The organism is Bacteroides ndongoniae (assembly GCF_900108345.1).
Taxonomy (GTDB): domain Bacteria; phylum Bacteroidota; class Bacteroidia; order Bacteroidales; family Bacteroidaceae; genus Bacteroides; species Bacteroides ndongoniae.
The window spans coordinates 2,159,014-2,176,831 of record NZ_FNVV01000014.1 but is presented as its reverse complement, the minus strand read 5'-3'; the positions used below and the strand labels follow the sequence as shown (position 1 = coordinate 2,176,831).

At 47.3% G+C, this 17,818-nt stretch carries 15 protein-coding genes and 1 tRNA gene; 6 read left to right on the top strand and 10 right to left on the bottom strand.

Going from position 1 to position 17,818, the window contains the following annotated elements; all coding sequences use genetic code 11:
- Positions 1–84: 84 nt before the first annotated feature.
- The 6 genes from BQ5591_RS19565 to BQ5591_RS19540 form a co-directional block, all read right to left on the bottom strand.
- The gene (locus BQ5591_RS19565; RefSeq protein WP_071150609.1) at positions 85–405 is read right to left on the bottom strand and encodes a hypothetical protein; all 321 of its coding nucleotides are present in this window, start codon (positions 403–405) and stop codon (positions 85–87) included.
- A gap of 12 nt (positions 406–417) precedes the next feature.
- A complete protein-coding gene (locus BQ5591_RS19560; RefSeq protein ID WP_071150608.1) occupies positions 418–831 on the bottom strand; it encodes a virulence RhuM family protein in 414 nt (137 codons plus the stop codon).
- Positions 832–870: 39 nt separating this feature from the next.
- A complete protein-coding gene (locus tag BQ5591_RS19555; RefSeq protein ID WP_071150607.1) occupies positions 871–2,130 on the bottom strand; it encodes a site-specific integrase in 1,260 nt (419 codons plus the stop codon).
- Between the two features lie 274 nt (positions 2,131–2,404).
- Positions 2,405–2,477: transfer RNA gene (locus BQ5591_RS19550), tRNA-Lys, on the bottom strand.
- Positions 2,478–2,535: 58 nt separating this feature from the next.
- Positions 2,536–3,696: an AI-2E family transporter gene (locus tag BQ5591_RS19545; protein WP_071150606.1), complete on the bottom strand. Its 1,161-nt coding sequence runs from the start codon at positions 3,694–3,696 to the stop codon at positions 2,536–2,538.
- Positions 3,697–3,710: 14 nt separating this feature from the next.
- The gene (locus tag BQ5591_RS19540) at positions 3,711–4,331 is read right to left on the bottom strand and encodes a thymidine kinase (RefSeq protein ID WP_022161622.1); all 621 of its coding nucleotides are present in this window, start codon (positions 4,329–4,331) and stop codon (positions 3,711–3,713) included.
- Positions 4,332–4,444: 113 nt separating this feature from the next.
- Between BQ5591_RS19540 and BQ5591_RS19535 the strand changes: the two genes are divergently transcribed.
- From BQ5591_RS19535 to BQ5591_RS19515, 5 genes are all read left to right on the top strand, one after another.
- Entirely contained in the window at positions 4,445–5,074 is a 630-nt protein-coding gene (locus BQ5591_RS19535; RefSeq protein WP_071150605.1) for a hypothetical protein, read from the top strand.
- Positions 5,075–5,090: 16 nt separating this feature from the next.
- Complete coding sequence (rsmI, locus tag BQ5591_RS19530) at positions 5,091–5,768, top strand: 16S rRNA (cytidine(1402)-2'-O)-methyltransferase (RefSeq protein ID WP_022161620.1); 678 nt, start codon at positions 5,091–5,093, stop codon at positions 5,766–5,768.
- Between the two features lie 39 nt (positions 5,769–5,807).
- Positions 5,808–6,686 (top strand): Cbp1 family collagen-binding glycoprotein adhesin, encoded by an 879-nt coding sequence (locus BQ5591_RS19525; protein ID WP_071150604.1) that lies wholly within the window; start codon positions 5,808–5,810, stop codon positions 6,684–6,686.
- Positions 6,687–6,857: 171 nt separating this feature from the next.
- Positions 6,858–7,550 (top strand): YjjG family noncanonical pyrimidine nucleotidase, encoded by a 693-nt coding sequence (locus BQ5591_RS19520; protein ID WP_071150603.1) that lies wholly within the window; start codon positions 6,858–6,860, stop codon positions 7,548–7,550.
- A 59-nt stretch (positions 7,551–7,609) separates the two neighbouring features.
- Positions 7,610–8,266, top strand: coding sequence for a MarC family protein (locus tag BQ5591_RS19515; protein WP_071150602.1), 657 nt, complete (start codon positions 7,610–7,612; stop codon positions 8,264–8,266).
- Positions 8,267–8,306: 40 nt separating this feature from the next.
- On the opposite strand, the gene BQ5591_RS19510 is transcribed toward BQ5591_RS19515, so the two are convergent.
- Positions 8,307–9,947, bottom strand: coding sequence for a VapE domain-containing protein (locus BQ5591_RS19510; protein WP_071150601.1), 1,641 nt, complete (start codon positions 9,945–9,947; stop codon positions 8,307–8,309).
- A 599-nt stretch (positions 9,948–10,546) separates the two neighbouring features.
- Between BQ5591_RS19510 and BQ5591_RS19505 the strand changes: the two genes are divergently transcribed.
- Positions 10,547–11,470 carry a PD-(D/E)XK nuclease family transposase gene (locus BQ5591_RS19505; RefSeq protein ID WP_071150600.1) on the top strand — a complete coding sequence of 308 codons (924 nt, stop codon included), beginning with the start codon at positions 10,547–10,549 and terminating at the stop codon, positions 11,468–11,470.
- A gap of 894 nt (positions 11,471–12,364) precedes the next feature.
- On the opposite strand, the gene BQ5591_RS19500 is transcribed toward BQ5591_RS19505, so the two are convergent.
- From BQ5591_RS19500 to BQ5591_RS19490, 3 genes are read right to left on the bottom strand one after another with little or no spacing between them, the layout of a single operon-like run.
- Entirely contained in the window at positions 12,365–13,180 is an 816-nt protein-coding gene (locus tag BQ5591_RS19500) for a hypothetical protein (RefSeq protein ID WP_159434527.1), read from the bottom strand.
- Between the two features lie 35 nt (positions 13,181–13,215).
- Positions 13,216–14,745 (bottom strand): RagB/SusD family nutrient uptake outer membrane protein, encoded by a 1,530-nt coding sequence (locus tag BQ5591_RS19495; protein WP_071150598.1) that lies wholly within the window; start codon positions 14,743–14,745, stop codon positions 13,216–13,218.
- A gap of 22 nt (positions 14,746–14,767) precedes the next feature.
- Positions 14,768–17,698 (bottom strand): SusC/RagA family TonB-linked outer membrane protein, encoded by a 2,931-nt coding sequence (locus BQ5591_RS19490; RefSeq protein ID WP_262483126.1) that lies wholly within the window; start codon positions 17,696–17,698, stop codon positions 14,768–14,770.
- Positions 17,699–17,818: the final 120 nt, after the last annotated feature.

The following is a 17,818-nucleotide window of genomic DNA, read 5'->3' as shown; positions in this document are numbered from 1 at the left end:
CAAAGATAAGGGTTTGGAGGATACAAAACGAGCCTTGCCCGGTTTATTTCACGGACAAGCCCCGTTTTTGTGGGATTTCAGTTTTCAGGTTTCGTTACTCTCCTTCAATCGGCAGCGTTCCTCCTTCGCCTTTTTCTTTGCTTCCTTCTTCGCCTCCAGTTCGTTCAGGATTTGCTTCAAAGGCTTCACTGCATCGGGACGTTCTTTCTTGAAGTGTTTGAAATAGATGTCCTCGATGAATTGGGGTAAAGGGGCTTTCCATGTTTCCTGCCGATGGTTGTCTATCTTGCCTAACTTATCGGGATTGAGACCGAGTTCACGCGCCATCTGTACGTGGGTGTCGGACAGCCGATGTTTTTTCTGCGCCGTTATCCACTTTTCTATCTGCGATTTGTTTGTAGCCATATTTCCTGTTACTTAATTGTATGAAATGAATGTCTGGTTGTCCGAAGCGTTGAACACGACAAGGACTTCGGGCTGCTTCTCCTTCAGCCGCTTGTACTCGCACAGGGAGTTCAGCACCCATTCGCGGAACAGCTTCGTACAATAGGTGTTGATGCGGAAGCTGAGGAAAATGACGGCCTCCAGATTATAGTAGGTAACGTATCGCTTATCCTGCTTCTCCGTGATGGTTGCCTCGCTCTCGTTCAGGATGCGCGACTTGAAGATGGAGCGCATATTGGCGTCTATCGTCTGGATGAACACTCCGAACAGGCGGGCAAGCTCGTGCTTAGTAAGCCATACGTTGCCGTTCTCCAACTTGACGCTGACTGTGGGGTGACGGTTGATGTCCTCCAGCCCGGTGATGGTGATATTTCCTCTGTGTAGCATAGGGGTATCGGTTTAATTGGTGGGACAAATGTACTAATTTTAACCGGCTTTCTGCGAAGAACCATTCTGAGCTGTCCTTAATTTGCGTTCCAGCACGTTCATATCATGGCTCAATTTCCGGTCCACAACACGGGCATAGATTTGCGTGGTCTGGATATTGGTATGGCCAAGCATTTTTGATACGCTTTCAATGGGCACACCTTTGGTAAGGCAAATTTCGGTCGCGAACGAATGTCGCGCAAGATGGTAGGTTATCCGCTTGTTTATCTGACAGATAGCTGCAATTTCCGCCAAATATTCGTTCATCTTCTGGTTGCTGATGACCGGCAGAAGTTTGCCGTTTCTTGTCTTGCCTTCGTATTTGGCAAGTATTTCCAACGGGATAGGCAGCAAGGGGATAAGCGATTCCACTCCGGTCTTTCCCCTGTCCTTCATAATCCACTTCTTGCCGTCCACCCCGATTTGGATGTCTTCAGCGGTCAGCGTATAGATGTCGCAATATGGCAAACCGGTATAACAACTGAAGATGAAGGCGTCGCGTACCTGTTCCAAGCGTTTCGATTGGAACTCCTTGTGGTAAATCGTATCTATTTCCTCCTGCGTCAGATAGCCCCGGTCGGTCTTGTCGAAGTTGAAGCGGAAATTGTTGAACGGGTCAAGAAAAGACAGGCCGCTTTTCTGCGCGAACAACAGAATCGTATGGAAACGCTGCACGAACTTCATGGCCGTATTGTTGCTCACCTCGCATTGTTCCCTTAAATAAAGGTAGAAATTCTCAATGTGGGTAACCGTGATTTCCTTGATAGGAATATCCGAAATGTTATATTCGCTTTTCAGGAACTCTATCATCCGCTGCTTGGTCAGCTCATAACGCGAGTAGGTCTTTTGCGTGGCGGTCTTGCCAACCTTTTTGGCATACTGCTCATTGTGTTGGGTGAAGTAGCTTATCAGCGTCTTGTCCTTTTCCTCCAACCCCAAAAAGGCATTGCGGATTCTTTCGGGCAGGGCATAGCCATCGGTATTCATCATGCGTGTGTAGTGCATGGTGATAGCCGCCCGGATTTCATCGAGAGTCTTGTTCAGTGAGGATACCCTGAGGTTTTCTTTTTTCTCCGCACTCTGTTTATTGACAACTGCCCGTCCGAGTTTCGTATCCCAATTGTCGGGATGAACATCCAGCTTGCTGCTGAACTGCACTTGGTCGCCATCCACCGTGATGCGTACCATAATAACCACATGACCGTTTTTCTTCGGTTCGTTCTTCTTTAGATAAAAGAGAATCTTGAATGTCGATTTCATAACCGTAACGTTTTTAGTTTGCAAAAGTAATTTTCCACATCCAAAATTACGGCGACATTCGAGTGCCAATATTCGACAAATGAATGACTTAGCATCAAAATCGTTACGGTTTTTATCGTAACGGAAAACCGTAACGATTTAGTAACGAATAATCTTCATAGGGTGGCTTTTTAAGGTCATTTCCCTGTCGCCACAGGGTAAGAAAAAAGCCCCCTAATCTGTTGGATTAGAGAGCTTTGTCTTTGTTTGTCAGGAGCTTGTCTTTTCTCCTCAGTGATCCGCTTGGGGCTCGAACCCAAGACCCCAACATTAAAAGTGTTGTGCTCTACCTGCTGAGCTAGCGAATCAAACCTGTTTGCTATCATTTCCTGATTGCGAGTGCAAAGGTAGGGACTTTTTTTGAATCTACAAGGGGTTTGATGATTTTTTTTCGTCTTCTATATCACTTTTTTTACATGTCTCTTGATTATCAGTGATTTCCACCTTACTAATTTTTTCCCGGTTAATGATGAAACGTTGGTAATAAGAGAGCATCAGGGTAGTAAGGGGAAGGGCAATGATCATACCCAGCATCCCCATCAGCGAACCCCATACCGACAGAGATAGCAGAATGATGGCCGGATTGAGCCCTGTGATCTTTCCCATCACACGCGGCACGATGAAGCCGTCCTGGATAATCTGTACGACAACAAAGACGGCAAGTGCGGCAGCCAGAATAAGCCAGAAATTGCCTCCGGTGTCGGCTGCTTTCAGGATAGCCAGTATGATGGTAGGGATAAAGCCGATGATTTGCAGGTACGGAACCAGGTTTAAAGCTCCGATGAATAGTCCCAGACCGATGGCCATCGGGAAGTCGATAATGAGGAAACCGATACTGAACAGAATGCCTACGCACAAGGCAACGAAGGCCTGTCCGCGGAAGTAACGGTTCATGCCGTTTTTAACGTCGTTCAGTAAGTCGGTCACGAACTTGCGATATTTTACGGGTACAAGATAGGGCCATCCTTCAGAAATGCTTTCATAGTCGAGCAGGATGAACACTATATATAATAGGATAATAAAGAAGGTGAACACGCTGAACAGCAAGTTGACAGACTCGGAAAGTATGGTCCATACGCCAGGTAAAGTTTCTTTTAGTGCAGCCAGCAGGTCCTTTTCGTTGAATATCTGTATCAGTAAGCGAGTATCAATGTTTTCGCGCAGGAAGTCGGACAACGACTTGGGGACGTTGCCGCCTGTAGTAGTGCTCGAAAAGTATTCGATTAGCAGATCCTTCACTCGCCCGAATTCTTCTATCATGGGCGGTACCAGCAGGAAAAAAGCGGCTACACCTACCAGCACAATACTGAGCAATGCGCAGAAGATGGAGACAACCCTGTTCTTAAGCCGAAGCTTATACTGAAAGAAGGTGACCAGCGGATATATCAGATAGGCTATCAGCCAGGCAATGAAGAAGGGAAGAAGCACGCCGCTCAGGCGTTCGAGCAGCATAAGAATACCGATGATGATGGCGCCGATGATGACGCCGCGGATGAAGCTGTCGAAAGTGATTTTCTTGCGTTCCATATTCTGACGTTTTTTTAGGAGTGGGGCAGGGGATTGTCGTTGTGCTTACGGTCTTCGGCTATGGCTTGCTGGTAGCACGAGCGGCACAGTGGCTCGTATTCTTCGGTTTCGCCAAGCAACACCTGTTTGTCGTTCTTTACGGTACGGTGCGAGAAGGCGGCCAGTTGTCCGCATTTCACGCAGATGGCATGAACTTTCGAAACTTCGTCGGCAATGGCACACAGCCCCGGCATCGGTCCGAACGGGCGGCCACGGAAGTCCATGTCAAGTCCTGCCACGATGACACGGATGCCATTGTTGGCCAGCTGGTTACAGACGTCAATCAGTCCGTCGTCGAAGAACTGGGCTTCGTCGATACCTACCACGTCTACTTCCGAGGTGAACAGCAGGATGCTGGCCGACGAGTCGATGGGAGTCGAGGAGATAGAGTGGCCTTCGTGCGACACTACGTCTTCTTCCGAGTAGCGTGTGTCAATGGCGGGCTTGTAGATTTCGACCCGCTGTTTGGCAAACTTGGCGCGCTTGAGGCGGCGTATCAGTTCTTCTGTCTTTCCGGAGAACATGGAGCCGCAAATGACTTCGATTCTGCCCCGGCGCTTGGTTTCCTGTATATGATCTTCCGAGAATAGTACCATGTCTTTATACTGTTATGTTGGCCACAAAAGTAATACTTTTGTTGGCTTTAAGATATTATTTCATTATTTATTTCTACATTTGTGGCATTAACATGGATGGACATTGAAAGGTTATGCAGACTTTATTGACAGACATTGAACTGGATATTCAGGAATTGAAATGTGTGATGCAAGCCGTTGAGCAAGGAAATAATCCGGCTTTGCGCGAAGTAGCCAGACGGAATATCCGTCAGATGCAGGCTCGTTTGAGCGAATTGGAGCGCCTGCTTGACGAGACGACTGCAACTACTTCGGTCGAAACGGTAGCTGTGGCAGAAGCTGTTCCGGCAGCTGAGCCGGTAACACATGAAGCTCCGGTTGAGGCCGATCTGGAAGAACCTGTTCCGACTCCGGTTGTTGTTCCGGTGTTTCAGGAAGAACCGGCAGAACCGGCACCTGCCGAAGAGCAGGTACGTGTCCCTGTCGAAGAAGTAGTTCCTACCGTACAGCCTACTTCCATCCTGGCCGAGCGTATCAGATCCGCTACCGACCTACGCCACGCCATCAGCCTGAACGACGCGTTCCGTTTCACGCGCGAACTGTTTAAAGGCGACGGAGCGCGGATGAATGAAGTGGTGGAGCAACTGGGCAATGCAGCTACGCTGGACGAAGCGTTGCGCATATTCTATTCGACCGTGGTGCCCGATGAGGAAAACGAGGCAACCGCTGATTTTATCGAACTTCTTAAGAAATACTTCAGTTAAAGCAGACTATAAAGATATGGGAAAACTGTATGTAGTGCCTACCCCTGTAGGAAATCTGGAGGACATGACCTTCCGCGCCATTCGCATATTGAAAGAAGCCGATCTGGTGCTGGCCGAGGACACCCGGACCTCAGGCATTTTGCTGAAACACTTCGAAATTAAGAACGCCATGCAATCTCACCACAAGTTCAATGAACATAAAACGGTGGAAAGTGTTGTTAATAGAATAAGGGGGGGCGAAACTGTAGCCTTGATATCCGATGCAGGTACGCCGGGTATTTCCGATCCGGGCTTCCTGCTGGTACGCGAATGCGTGCGTGCAGGTATCGAGGTGCAATGCCTGCCTGGGGCGACGGCTTTCGTGCCGGCTCTGGTGGCTTCGGGATTACCCAATGAGAAGTTCTGCTTCGAGGGTTTCTTGCCACAGAAGAAGGGACGGATGACCCGCTTGAAAGCATTGGCCGAGGAACCACGCACGATGGTGTTCTACGAGTCGCCCTATCGTTTGCTGAAGGCTTTGACCCAGTTTGCCGAGTTCTTTGGAACCGAGCGGCAGGCATCCGTGTCGAGAGAAATATCGAAAGTGCACGAAGAAACCGTGCGGGGCACTTTGGGCGAACTGATAGAACACTTCACGGCTAACGAACCCCGTGGAGAGATAGTAATTGTAGTAGCAGGAATAGACGATAAATAAACACTTTTATTAATTCAAACGTAAGGAAAGGAAAAACGTATGAAAAAGTTTGCAGTATTAGTGGCATGCACGGCTGCGTTGGTATCGTGCAATAATTTTTCGGGAGGGAACAACGACCGTTTGCAGGCCGAAAACGATTCGCTCTTGATGGAGCTGAACCAGCGCAATACCGAGTTGGACGAGATGATGGGAACATTCAACGAAATTTCGGAAGGATTCCGTCAGATCAATGCGGCTGAAAACCGGGTGGACTTGCAGCGTGGAGCCGTTGCCGAAGGCTCGCTGAGCGCTAAGGAACAGATTGCTTCCGACATCGAATTCATCCGCAAGCAGATGGAAGAGAATAAGGAACAGATTGCCAAATTGCAGGCAATGCTGAAGAACAGTAAGAACAACTCGGCTCAGCTGAAGAAAGCTGTTGAATCGCTGACACAGGAGCTTGTTGTAAAAACGCAACGCATCGAAGAATTGCAGGCCGAACTGGCTTCGAAGAACGTCCGTATACAGGAACTGGATGCCGCCGTATCCGATCTGACGGCTGTCAAGGAAGAACTGACCACTGAGAACGAAGCCAAGGCGAAGACTGTGGCCGAACAAGACAAGGCTCTGAACACCGCTTGGTTTGTTTTCGGAACGAAGAAAGAGCTGAAGGACCAGAAGATTCTGTCCAACACAGGTCTGTTTAAGAAAGGTGAGGTAATGCAGGATGCCGATGTCAACAAGGACTACTTCACTCAGGTAGATATCCGTACGACGAAGGAAATCAAGCTTTATTCGAAAGATGCCGAAATTCTGACTACTCATCCAGCTGGCTCGTATGCGCTCGACAAGGACAACAAAGGCCAGCTGATTCTGAAGATTTCCAATCCGAAAGATTTCTGGAGCGTATCCAAGTACCTCGTTATTCAGGTAAAATAAGTCTAATTTTATTCTATTAATTTCGGGTACGGGCTGTACGGATTGCAGCGGAACACTTCGACTGTTCCGTCTGCACTGTGTGCAGCCCGTTTTTTTGAAACGTACAGGCTTTAACCCTCTTATGACTGAACTCTTCAGCCTGAACCTTTTCCTGTTTCAATCCATATACGCATGGCATATAAGAATCTGTTCTTCGACCTCGATGATACGCTGTGGGCTTTCACGCAGAATGCCCGCGATACGTTCGAGGAATTGTACGACAAGTATCGTTACGACCGTTTTTTCCATTCCTTCCAACATTACTATACGCTCTACCAGCAGCACAACCTGGAGCTGTGGGCTGCATACGGGCGCGGGCAGCTGACCAAGGACGAACTGAACCGTCAGCGCTTTCTTTATCCGCTCGAAGCTGTCGGTGCGGGCGATGCCGAGTTGGCAAAAGCCTTTACGGACGATTTCTTTACGCTGATACCTACCAAGAGTGGACTGATGCCGCATGCGCGCGAGGTGCTCGAATACCTGCATCCACGCTACAACCTGTACATCCTGTCCAATGGTTTTCAGGAGTTGCAATGCCGCAAGATGCGTTCGGCCGGTATCGACCGTTACTTCAAAAAGGTAGTCCTGTCCGATGATATCGGCGTGCTGAAACCCCGTGCTGCCATCTTCCATTTTGCTCTTTCGGCCACCCAGTCGCAGTTGGGCGAGTCGCTGATGATAGGCGACAGTTGGGAGAACGACGTGGCTGGAGCTGCCGGTGTGGGCATGCATCAGGTGTTCTACGACGTCTCAGGCAACAGCCCTCTTCCTTTTAAGCCTACTTATCGGATAACCGATTTGAAAGATTTGCTCGGAATCTTGTAGCACATGTCAGATTTAGTCGTATTTTTGTGTATTCAATACTATACTTAAAATTCTGTATTATGGAAACCCTTATTCCTTTTGCATTACTTTGCTTTACGTCTTTTTTCACACTGACCAATCCGCTCGGCACCATGCCTGTGTTTCTGACCATGACTCAGGGTATGACGGAGCGTGAACGCCGTTCAGTTGTTTCGCGTGCTACGCTGGTGGCATTCATCACCATCATGGTATTTACTTTCGCGGGCCAGTTTCTCTTCAAGTTCTTCGGTATTTCGACCAACGGTTTCCGTATAGCCGGCGGATTCATCATTTTCAAGATAGGTTACGACATGCTGCAGGCACGCTATACGCCGATGAAGCTGAAGGACGAGGAAATCAAAACCTATGCCGACGACATCTCCATTACGCCGCTTGGCATCCCCATGCTTTGCGGACCGGGTGCCATTGCCAATGCTATTGTGCTGATGCAGGATGCCAACACCTTTGCCATGAAGGGAGTGTTGATAGGCATGATTGCCTTCATCTATCTGCTTACATTCTTTATCCTGCGTGCTTCTACCCGCTTGGTAAATGTGCTGGGCGAGACGGGCAACAACGTGATGATGCGTCTGATGGGTCTGATTCTGATGGTAATCGCCGTTGAGTGTTTCGTGGGTGGTGCGAAACCGATTCTGGTCGAGATACTGAAGGAAGGTATACCGGGTATTACTCAGTAAGGTACTTGTTTGTCTCGTGTGAGATACAGGTGTTTATAGCTTATTCCACCGTTTTTACCCAATACCCGTTCCCATACTTCGTATGCACCCTGCGCCCCAACTGCGCCAGCAGTCGGGCGAACGACGTACACGAACAGTCCTTCAGAGCAGCAGGATTCTTCTTCTTCACAGTTGTATAAATATCCGCCGCCGACATTAATCTTGCACCCTGCTCGCCCGGCTCGGCGAAGCGGAAGCACGAGCTGACCAGTTCTTCGGCGGGTGTAACGCGGTAGAACGGGCGATTGGCTTGCTGAATCTCGTTTTCCTCTTCCTTGCTGAACCAGCAGCGTTCGCCGTTCTCCAACTCGTGCAGCAGCTGGGCGTAGAGTTGTTCATAATCCACCGGCGTGGTGCAATCAATGGGGCGTTCCACCTCCACACAGATAAAGCGACGGCTGCCCGAAAGGTCGGTCAGCAGGTCTCGGCGGTTGCTGGTGCCGATGAAGGAGGCGATGCGGGGCAGCGGCTCTGCCGTGCGACGATAGGCACGGCGCACGCGTAAGGCTTCCATCTGCATCAGGTTCTTCAGCTGGGGCATCCGGCTAGCGGGCAGGCGGTCGAACTCGTCCAGATTGATAAGTCCGTACGAGGCTAGTTTGTTCTCCGCCGCCGTGACGTTGGTCAGGTCGAAGCTTTCGGTAAAGTAGTCACGCAGTTGGGGCGGGAGCAGCAGGCGGCAGAAGGTAGATTTGCCCAAACCTTGTGCGGTGCTGATTAAGAGCGGTGCCACACTGTTGGCACGGCGTCCCTCTCCGCCACGGCCCGTCCACTGGGCGGTGACGGCCAGCATCCAGCGGTGGAAGGCACGTGTCCAAAGTTCGCTGTCAGCAACCCGTTGGGCCAGTTCGGTCACACGGTCGGTGCCGTCCCATGCGGGAAGGTGCTTGAAGTAGAGGTCGAACGGATGGTAGGCCTGCACGTGGTCGGACTCCACGTAGCGTTTCACGTCGCGGTCCCAACAGTCCACGCCGCTGTCGATGGCATCGAGGGCAATGCCGTTCAGCGTGCGGCTGTCCACGGGGGTATAAATAAGGTGGTGCGGATCGGCTGTGCTGGTAGTGTCCAAGCGGGCGCATTCCGTGCGTTCCGTCAGCAGGTTGTAGCGGAAGGCATAGTGCAGCTTCAGGTAGCGCGTCAGGCATTGCATCATCTGTTGCTGGCGCGAGGGCTTTTCGGGTTGGACAGGGGATTCTTCAGCAGGCGCGGCGACCTCTTCTTGGGGAGCGCCTTTTACCTCTTCCTTTTCCGCATTTTTCACCGTATCCTTTTCAATAACAGGTGGTTGCTCCATCGTCAGGATGCGTGCTTCGGCGGTTTCGTCGGGCTGTGCATCCACCCATTCGATGATTTCGTTTCCGCCGTTCAGGCTGAACATGCGCTTCTGTTCGCCTTTGGCACGGTCGTCGGGTGTCCAGGTCATGCGGACGCTGAACTCGCCGCCGCCCATCACTACAAAGACTTCGCCTCCGGGCAGGCGGGTGCAGACGTGTTGCAGGTCGGCGAACAGTTGTTCGTAGGTGGAAGCGGTAGAGGCGGCTTCCGTCGTGCCGGTCGTGTTAGTTGTCTCGTTTGTCGTGTTGTCCTTGCGTGTGGTGTTCCACGGAAGGAACCAGCTTTTCAGGTTCATAATCAGGTTCATAGCAATTTGTGTGTTTAAGTGAAAATGGACGGGGGACGCGGTTACAAACCCCGAGTTTCCCCGTTCCCTTGTTGACTCGTCAACTCGTCAACTTGTTAACTCGTCAACTTGTCAACCGTTCCCCAAAGATACAAAATCGGAAGTCCTTTGTCAAGTATTTGGCGGGAAATAATCAACAAAAATCAACTTCTTTTTCAAGCACCACGGAGAATGCGGGGGCTTTTGGGGGTCACCACGGAGGACACAGAGTTTCACAGATTAATTTACTCAACTTTCGCAAGCTCAAGTTGCAGTTGACAAGCAACAAGTTGACGAGTTAACAAGGCGTTTGTAGCAAGCCGTTTCAAGCGGCACTTTATCAAACAGGGAGTTCCAGCCTTGTAAACTTGTTAACTGAAGCCTTGTTAACTAATAAGTTGAGCACTTGCGAAACTTAAGTTAATTTATACACACGCACACCCTCCAACGTTTAATCCGTACTAATCCGTGTCATCCGTGGTGAATATCCCCCGTCATGCCGCACGAATATTTCTTTTCAATGTTTGGAAATGTAGCAAGAACTTCGTTTATTTGCGTTATAAACTTCATTTTGAAAGACTATGGCAAATTACATACGTTTCGACTGGGCCATGAAGCGGCTGTTGCGCAATAAGGCCAATTATGCTGTATTGGAAGGACTGCTGACCACGTTGTTGGAAGATAAGGTGAAAATCTGCAAGTTGCTGGAAAGCGAAAGCAACCAGGAGGATGAGTATGACAAGTATAACCGTGTGGACATGCTTGCCGAGGACTCACGGGGCGAACTGATCCTGATAGAAGTGCAAAACAACAACGAGTACGCTTACTTCCAACGTATGCTGTTCGGCACGTCGAAGTTGGTGACGGAATATATCAACCGTGGCGAGGGATATGAAAAGGTGCGCAAGGTGTATAGCGTGAACATCGTCTATTTCTCGTTAGGGCACGGAAAGGACTTTGTCTATCATGGCAAGACGGAGTTCCGTGGCATTCACGAGGGAGACCTGTTGGAGCTTTCGCCATTCCAGCGTCAGACTTTCAAGGTCGATCAGGTGAGCCAGCTTTATCCGGAGTACTACATACTGAAGGTGAACGACTTCAACCGCGTTGCAAAAACTCCTTTGGAAGAATGGATTTATTACCTGAACACGGGCGAAGTGCCGGAAGGTGCCACCGCACCGGGACTGGACACCGTGAAGGAACAGTTGCAACTGGACCGCATGAGTCAGGATGAACTGAAAGCCTATTATCGTCATTTGGACAATATCGTCATCCTTCGGGACAATATCCAGACAGAACGGGCCGAAGGAAGGGCCGAAGGTAGGGCTGAAGGTAGGGCTGAAGGAAGAGAAGAAGGATTGGCTGAAGGTAGAGCTGAAGGAAGGGCTGAAGGTGCCAAGGAAGAGCGTCTAAAAAACGCTACTGCCATGAAAGCCGCCGGCATTCCAATCGAAACAATAGCCCAAATCACCGGACTCACAGTCGAGGAAATCAAAACTTTGTAAACGGTCACTGAACCACGGAGGACACGGCTATTCAGTTTTGTTTCACTACGGATTACACTGATTTCACAGATTAATTTATACACATGCACCCCTCCAAACGTTTAATCCGTGCTAATCCGTGTCATCTGTGGTGTTATTACCGGTTTGCCACGTGAAGTTTCACCGTAATCTTTTAATAATGAGTCGTTTGTGGTGAAAGATGGATACGCGGACTACACGGAATGAGCGGATGAACGCGGATTTTAATTATTCATTTTTAATTTTTAATTGAATCAACGTGAAGCTTTATCTTTCACCACATCCGTCTGATTTTCAGCACTAATTTTCCTTGTTGAAAGCGTGAACCCAATTTCTCCTTTTCTCCTTTTCATCCGTGTTCGTCCGTCCTCTCCGCGTCGTCCGCGTATCTATCCTTCACCCACTAAAGTGCTACTTGGTGCTTGTAACCACCTACTTTAGCGGCATAACATCGGTAGTTAGCCGGCCCAACAAGCAATGCTGCCGAGTCTGACAAGCAATCCCGTCGAGTTTTACAAACAATGCTGTCAGGTTTTACCTGCAAAGTCCGCGGGTTTGGTAAGCAAAGCCCGTGAGTATTGCCTGCAACTCCCGCGCGTATGGCAAGCGTTGCTCGCGTGCCCTGCAAGTGTGGCTCACGAGCCGTGCTTGTGTCGCTCGCGAGCCGTGCAAGTGATATGAGACACTGTTCGTATTTTTTTTGATGTTAAAAGCAAAGGGCATTTCGGCTCTTTTCCATTTGTTTGCAGTAAGCTTAAATCTTTTTACAAGAATTCACAAAGTATTTACGTAGAAAAGGGAATTTGTATAGCCAATCTACCTGAATGGATTGGGCTATAACAAATTCCCTTTTGTTTTATAGGAACAATATAACTATTATTCGATAGTTACTTCTGCATAAGCAAAATGAGGTATTCCTGCGTTTCCTCCGTCAATAATGAGAGCTACCAATGAATCAAAGCTAATGGTCTTTCCTTGAATGCTTCCAATATTATCTCCTGCGAATAAATCTCCAGTATTGGGATCCAACATGCAGTATTGATAAGGACCATAATTAGGTTCATCGACGATTTGTTTATCTGGAATAACCACAGTGCCTTTCTCCAGATCGAAAATCATTTTTACAGGTTCCAATGCCAAGGTAACACCGGCAAAAGAAGATAATCCTTTGATATACGCCACTTTTTCGTCTTCTTCATCAGCCACGATTTCTATGTTTACCGGAACAATAGGAGCACCTTCTATGCTGAGGTTATATCCGCTCAATGTCCGTTTACCAAGGAAGTCGCCCAAGTAATGACTTTCTGTAGTAAAACTCTTTACATCAGACGTTACTATACGATTGGCTGTAAGTGCATAAGCACAGGCGTAAAAAGTAGTTCCAGGAGCCAACGTAGCTTGAATGGTAGCCTGGCTTTCGCTCATATCAGCGGCAACAATGGTAGAGTTGTTCAGGTCGGGCTGTGCCTCTGTACTAATTAGTACTCCGCATTCATATGCTTCAGGCGTTCCTTTTTCATTCAGATCGATTGTGAATGAAGCAGTGTATTTATTCACTGTGACACTTTGTAATGATATGCTTGGTGCGGCAACTTCCGCAACCCTTGTTTCATCAAGGGTTGCATCGGTTTCGCAAGCTGTATTAATGGCAAGCAGGCTAGCTGCCAATATCATTGCTCTTATTTTTTTCATACTCAGATATCTAAAAATAATAAACTGTAATACTTTTATTTGAATTTGCTTTCAGTCGGTGCGGGATTCTGTTCAGAAGCATCAATAGCGTCGTTGTTGTCAAGTTCTCGCAACGGTAATTGGTAAAGGAAATACCAGCTTCCAGCATCGATGGTGTAACGTGCACTGCTCAGGTGGTTGCTGCCTTCGTAGTTGCGGTCGATGCCTTTTTTCAGTCGCAAATGGTCGAACAAAGAGAAACCTTCACCCCATAATTCCAGACGGCGTTGCTGATATACGTCATCGGCTGTGACTGAATTAGCTTTCCACGAAGGATCTCTTTGCGACATCAACTCCTTTAATACTTGTGCAGCACCTGTGTAGTCGCCTTTGTGAGCAAGTGCTTCTGCTTCAGTCAATATCATTTCAGACACTCGCATGTATACATAGTCGGCTTCCCAATTGGCAACTTTTTTAAACTTGATGTTGGTATATTCGGGGAATGCAGCCTCTTTCGGAGTATACTGAACGCCCGTACTGGTGTGTTTGAAGAGTTTTTTTCTAACATCTGTCGGATTCATGGAGTCGTACAGGCGAGCATCAATCTTACGATACTGACCTACGTCGCCACCGTATCCGGCATCATAGGAACACATGAATGAGAAGAACGAAGCGAATGCTGTAGAGGTCTCCGGTGTAATGTCGGCACCCCACATCCATTCCTTTGCACCGATATTATTGAATGCATTGTCTGCCAGCAGTTCTTCGGGAGTGTATACGCTGTATCCGGCACGAGCTTTGCGTGCATACGTAATGGCATCGTCCCAGTTGTTTGTAACCAGACATACGCGTGAATACAAACCGGCAGCAACTTGTTCGTCAATCATGGTTTTGTTGGGACGTTTCCAACCTGCCAACAGTTCCATACCTGCTTTAAAGTCTTTCTCTACTTGTGCATATACTTTCGACAGAGGAGCACGGCCTGCATACGCATCTGCTGCTTCTTCTGGAGTCAAAACAATGGGCACGCCCGGGGCTTCTTCGTTTCCTACATAAGTCTGTTGGTACATCTGTGCCAAGTAAGCATGAGCGAATGCTCTATATACCAAAGCTTCTCCTCTGTATGCCTTTAAATCAGCATCTTGCACGTCAGTTGAAATCTTCGAAATAATATCATTCGCTTTGTTAATGATAGAATAGAAGAAGTTCCAATAAAAGAAAGGACGTACATATTGTTCTCCCCAATAATCCAGCTGATAGTCAAATGTAAACCAACCGCTTCCTGCAACTTCAAATGCGAGGTCGTCGTTCATTACATCGCCTAAGTGGTAGATACTCATCAAGCCAAAATCGTTGTGTACTGTGCTAGCGCTAGATTGCGTATTATATTGATATGTATAATTGTTCAAGCCCAACATTAACGGCTCAACCACTTTGATCAGTGCATCGGGGCTGCTTGAACCGATTTCGTCAATTTCGTCTTTGCTGGCCACTCCGGCATTTTCAGTGTCGAAAAAGTCGTCACCACATGCAGTCAGAAGCGAACATGCAGCAGCCAAAAGGAAAATTTTTCTAAAATATTTCATATACTTTTCTTTTTATCTGTTATTAAAACTCTAAGTTGATACCGAATGATACTGTACGCATGGCCGAATAGTTGTATCCGGTCTGTCCGTCCAGAATACTCTGACGAGGATCGAATCCACGACGTGCAGACAACAAGAAGAGGTTATCGCCTACAATATACAAGCGTAACTTTTCAATATGTACTTTTTGCAACCAATTCTTGGGAAGCGAATAACCTAATGTCAGGTTACGCAGACTCAGGTAAGAAGCCTTGGTCAGAGCACGGTCACCTGAACAACCTTGGTTAAGGTCGTTGGTCTGCAGGCGAGGAACATCGGTATAACGGTTTTCCGGAGTCCAACGATTAAAGATATCTTTGTGCCAGTTCTTTCCGGCAGATCCAGCTCCCATGAATCCTTGGTAAAGTGAATCGTATACCCATCCGCCAATTTGGTATGCGAAGTTTGCATTCAAATCAAATCCGTATGTTTCGATGGTTGTCGAGAAACCGCCGTACAGATCAGGTATTGGAGACTTGCCTAGTTCGTAGCGGGTTGCAAGCTCTGTCTTGTTGACTGTTTTTTGTCCGATTACGTTTCCGTTTTCATCTGTTTCGTCGGCCCAATACAATGCGTCTCCGTTTTCAGGATCAACTCCTGCATATTTGTAATCGTAGTAATTGTATAAAGGTTTACCAACTTTACGGAAATAGTTTCCTGTAGCCCATCCGTCTTGCGGGCGGTCAGCTGGCAATTCCAAAAGTTTGTTTTTGTAGTGGGTAGCATTCAAGGCTACATTCCATTTGAAATTATTGTGAGTGAAGATATCGTAGTTCAATTCGATTTCTACACCTTGGTTACGCATGCGCATGGTATTTTCGTAAATACCGCTCGGTACACCTTGTGAAGGAGGAAGTGGCTTGTAATACAGAAGATCCCAAGTTGTTTTGCTGAAGTATTCAATGTTACCTGAGAGCCTGTCCCATAATTTAAATTCCACGCCAGCATTGAAGTTGTTACTCTTCTCCCATGTAATGTCTTTATTTCCACGGAATACGTATTGAGTACCAATGGCACCGTCATTGCTAACCACTATGTATTGGTCTTTATAAGGCTGATTGTTACCAATATTATCGTTTCCTTGTGTTCCGAAGCTGGCTTTCACTTTCAAGTCGTTAATCCAAGTCAGGCTCTCCATGAACGCTTCTTTGTTCATTCTCCACGAAGCACCTACTGACCAGAAACTTCCCCAGCGATTGTCTGGATGGAAACGTGAAGAGGCATCTCTACGGAAGCTTCCTGAAACATAGTATTTCTCATCAAAGTTATATTTTACTTGACCAAAATAACCTTCCAATGCATATTCTGCTGCAGACGAACTGGCATCAGATAATTTGGCAGCATTATCAAGTTCCGGATTATCAGGTACAAAGAAATTCTCTTTCTGTGCCCAGAGGCTTTCGCTACGGTCCTGTTTGGTTTCGTGCCCCAATAATACCTCTACATTGTGTACTTGATTGTAAGTGTGAGACCAGTTCAATAACTGGTTAGCGTTGATTACAAAATAGCGACTCATTTCGGTTGTTCCACGTCCGTTTACATTCAGAGCATCACCTCCGATTGGCGTTTGGAAACTAACAGAACGACTATTGAAATTGTCGATACTGGCATTTACGGTTAATTTAAAATCTTTCAGGAAAGAAAATTCTGCGTATGCCTTGGCATTGACAACATCTGTTGACCCTCTGTAAATGTCATTCAGTTGTTGATCAATGGGGTGAACGTTAGATCCTTGTGGACGTTTACCCATTTCCGTACCATAGTCATAACGTACGTTCCCTTGGCTGTCATATATTTTATTTCCTTCGCTGTCGTACATGTATACCGGATAAATCGGTGCAATAGTCTGTCCGAAGTAGAAAATGGATGAGTAATTTGAGCCTCCAACGTTAGGTGAATTTGTTTTTACATTGCTGTATGCCAGATTGAATCCAGCTTTAAACCATTTATTGACTTCCTGATCTATTTTGACACGTGCATTGATACGGTTCATGTCCGAGTTTACCGTATACGAATTGTCGTATAGATAACCCAATGAAGCGTAATACGTAGTCTTGTCTGTTCCACCGCTAAGCGAAACGACATTTTCCTGTCGCATACCGGGGCGGAAAGCTTCTTCCAACCAATCATCGTGATACAACAGCCGGGCGCTGGAATTTAACCGTCCAGTAACAGGATTTATTAGTTCTGTATCTGATACATTATAGTTGTTGTATCCTCCTAATTCTTTAATAAGGTTCTGTGAAGCAAAAATTCCCGCTTGGGCATAAGACATACCTTGGTTGAAATGCGCATTGTTACGAATCGCTTCCCAATAAAGTTCATAGTACTCAGCCGGTGAGGTCAATATATCATAGCTGGGAATTCCACGTGTATTTACACCTGTACGGTTTTCGAAAGTAACTTTTACTTTACCACTTTTACCTTTTTTAGTTGTAATCAATACAACACCATTAGCACCACGCGCACCATATAGAGAGTTTGCAGCTGCATCTTTTAATACTGTCATGGACTCTATATCGCTTGGAGCTATCTGGTTCAGATTTCCTTCATATGGAACACCATCAACGACAATCAGTGCTTCTTTTCCGGCGGAAATAGAACCGATTCCACGTACATAAATGTTAGCTGAAGAACCCGGCTGTCCGCTACTTTGTGAAATTTGCACACCTGCCATTGCTCCTTCCAATGATTTAGAAACATTTGAGGTTTGCATCTTGGCAATTTTCTCACCGCTTACTACGCTAGCCGAACCTGTAAATGATGACTTCTTAGCTGTACCGTAAGCTACCACCATTACTTCATCCAATACTTCTGTGTTTGCCTTTAGTACGATACGCATACTAGGTTTAATTTCAGCCTCTTGCGTTTCCATACCAATGTATGAAATCTGCAGAGTCTTCGCGGAACTCAAGGCATTTGTTTTAATCTGATTTTCTGGCGTTTATGAATCTTCCATAGAACGGGATTATTATTCGTTTTCCCGCTCTATGGGTTTACAAGGCATGATAACTGTCCACGATTCTACCCTCAT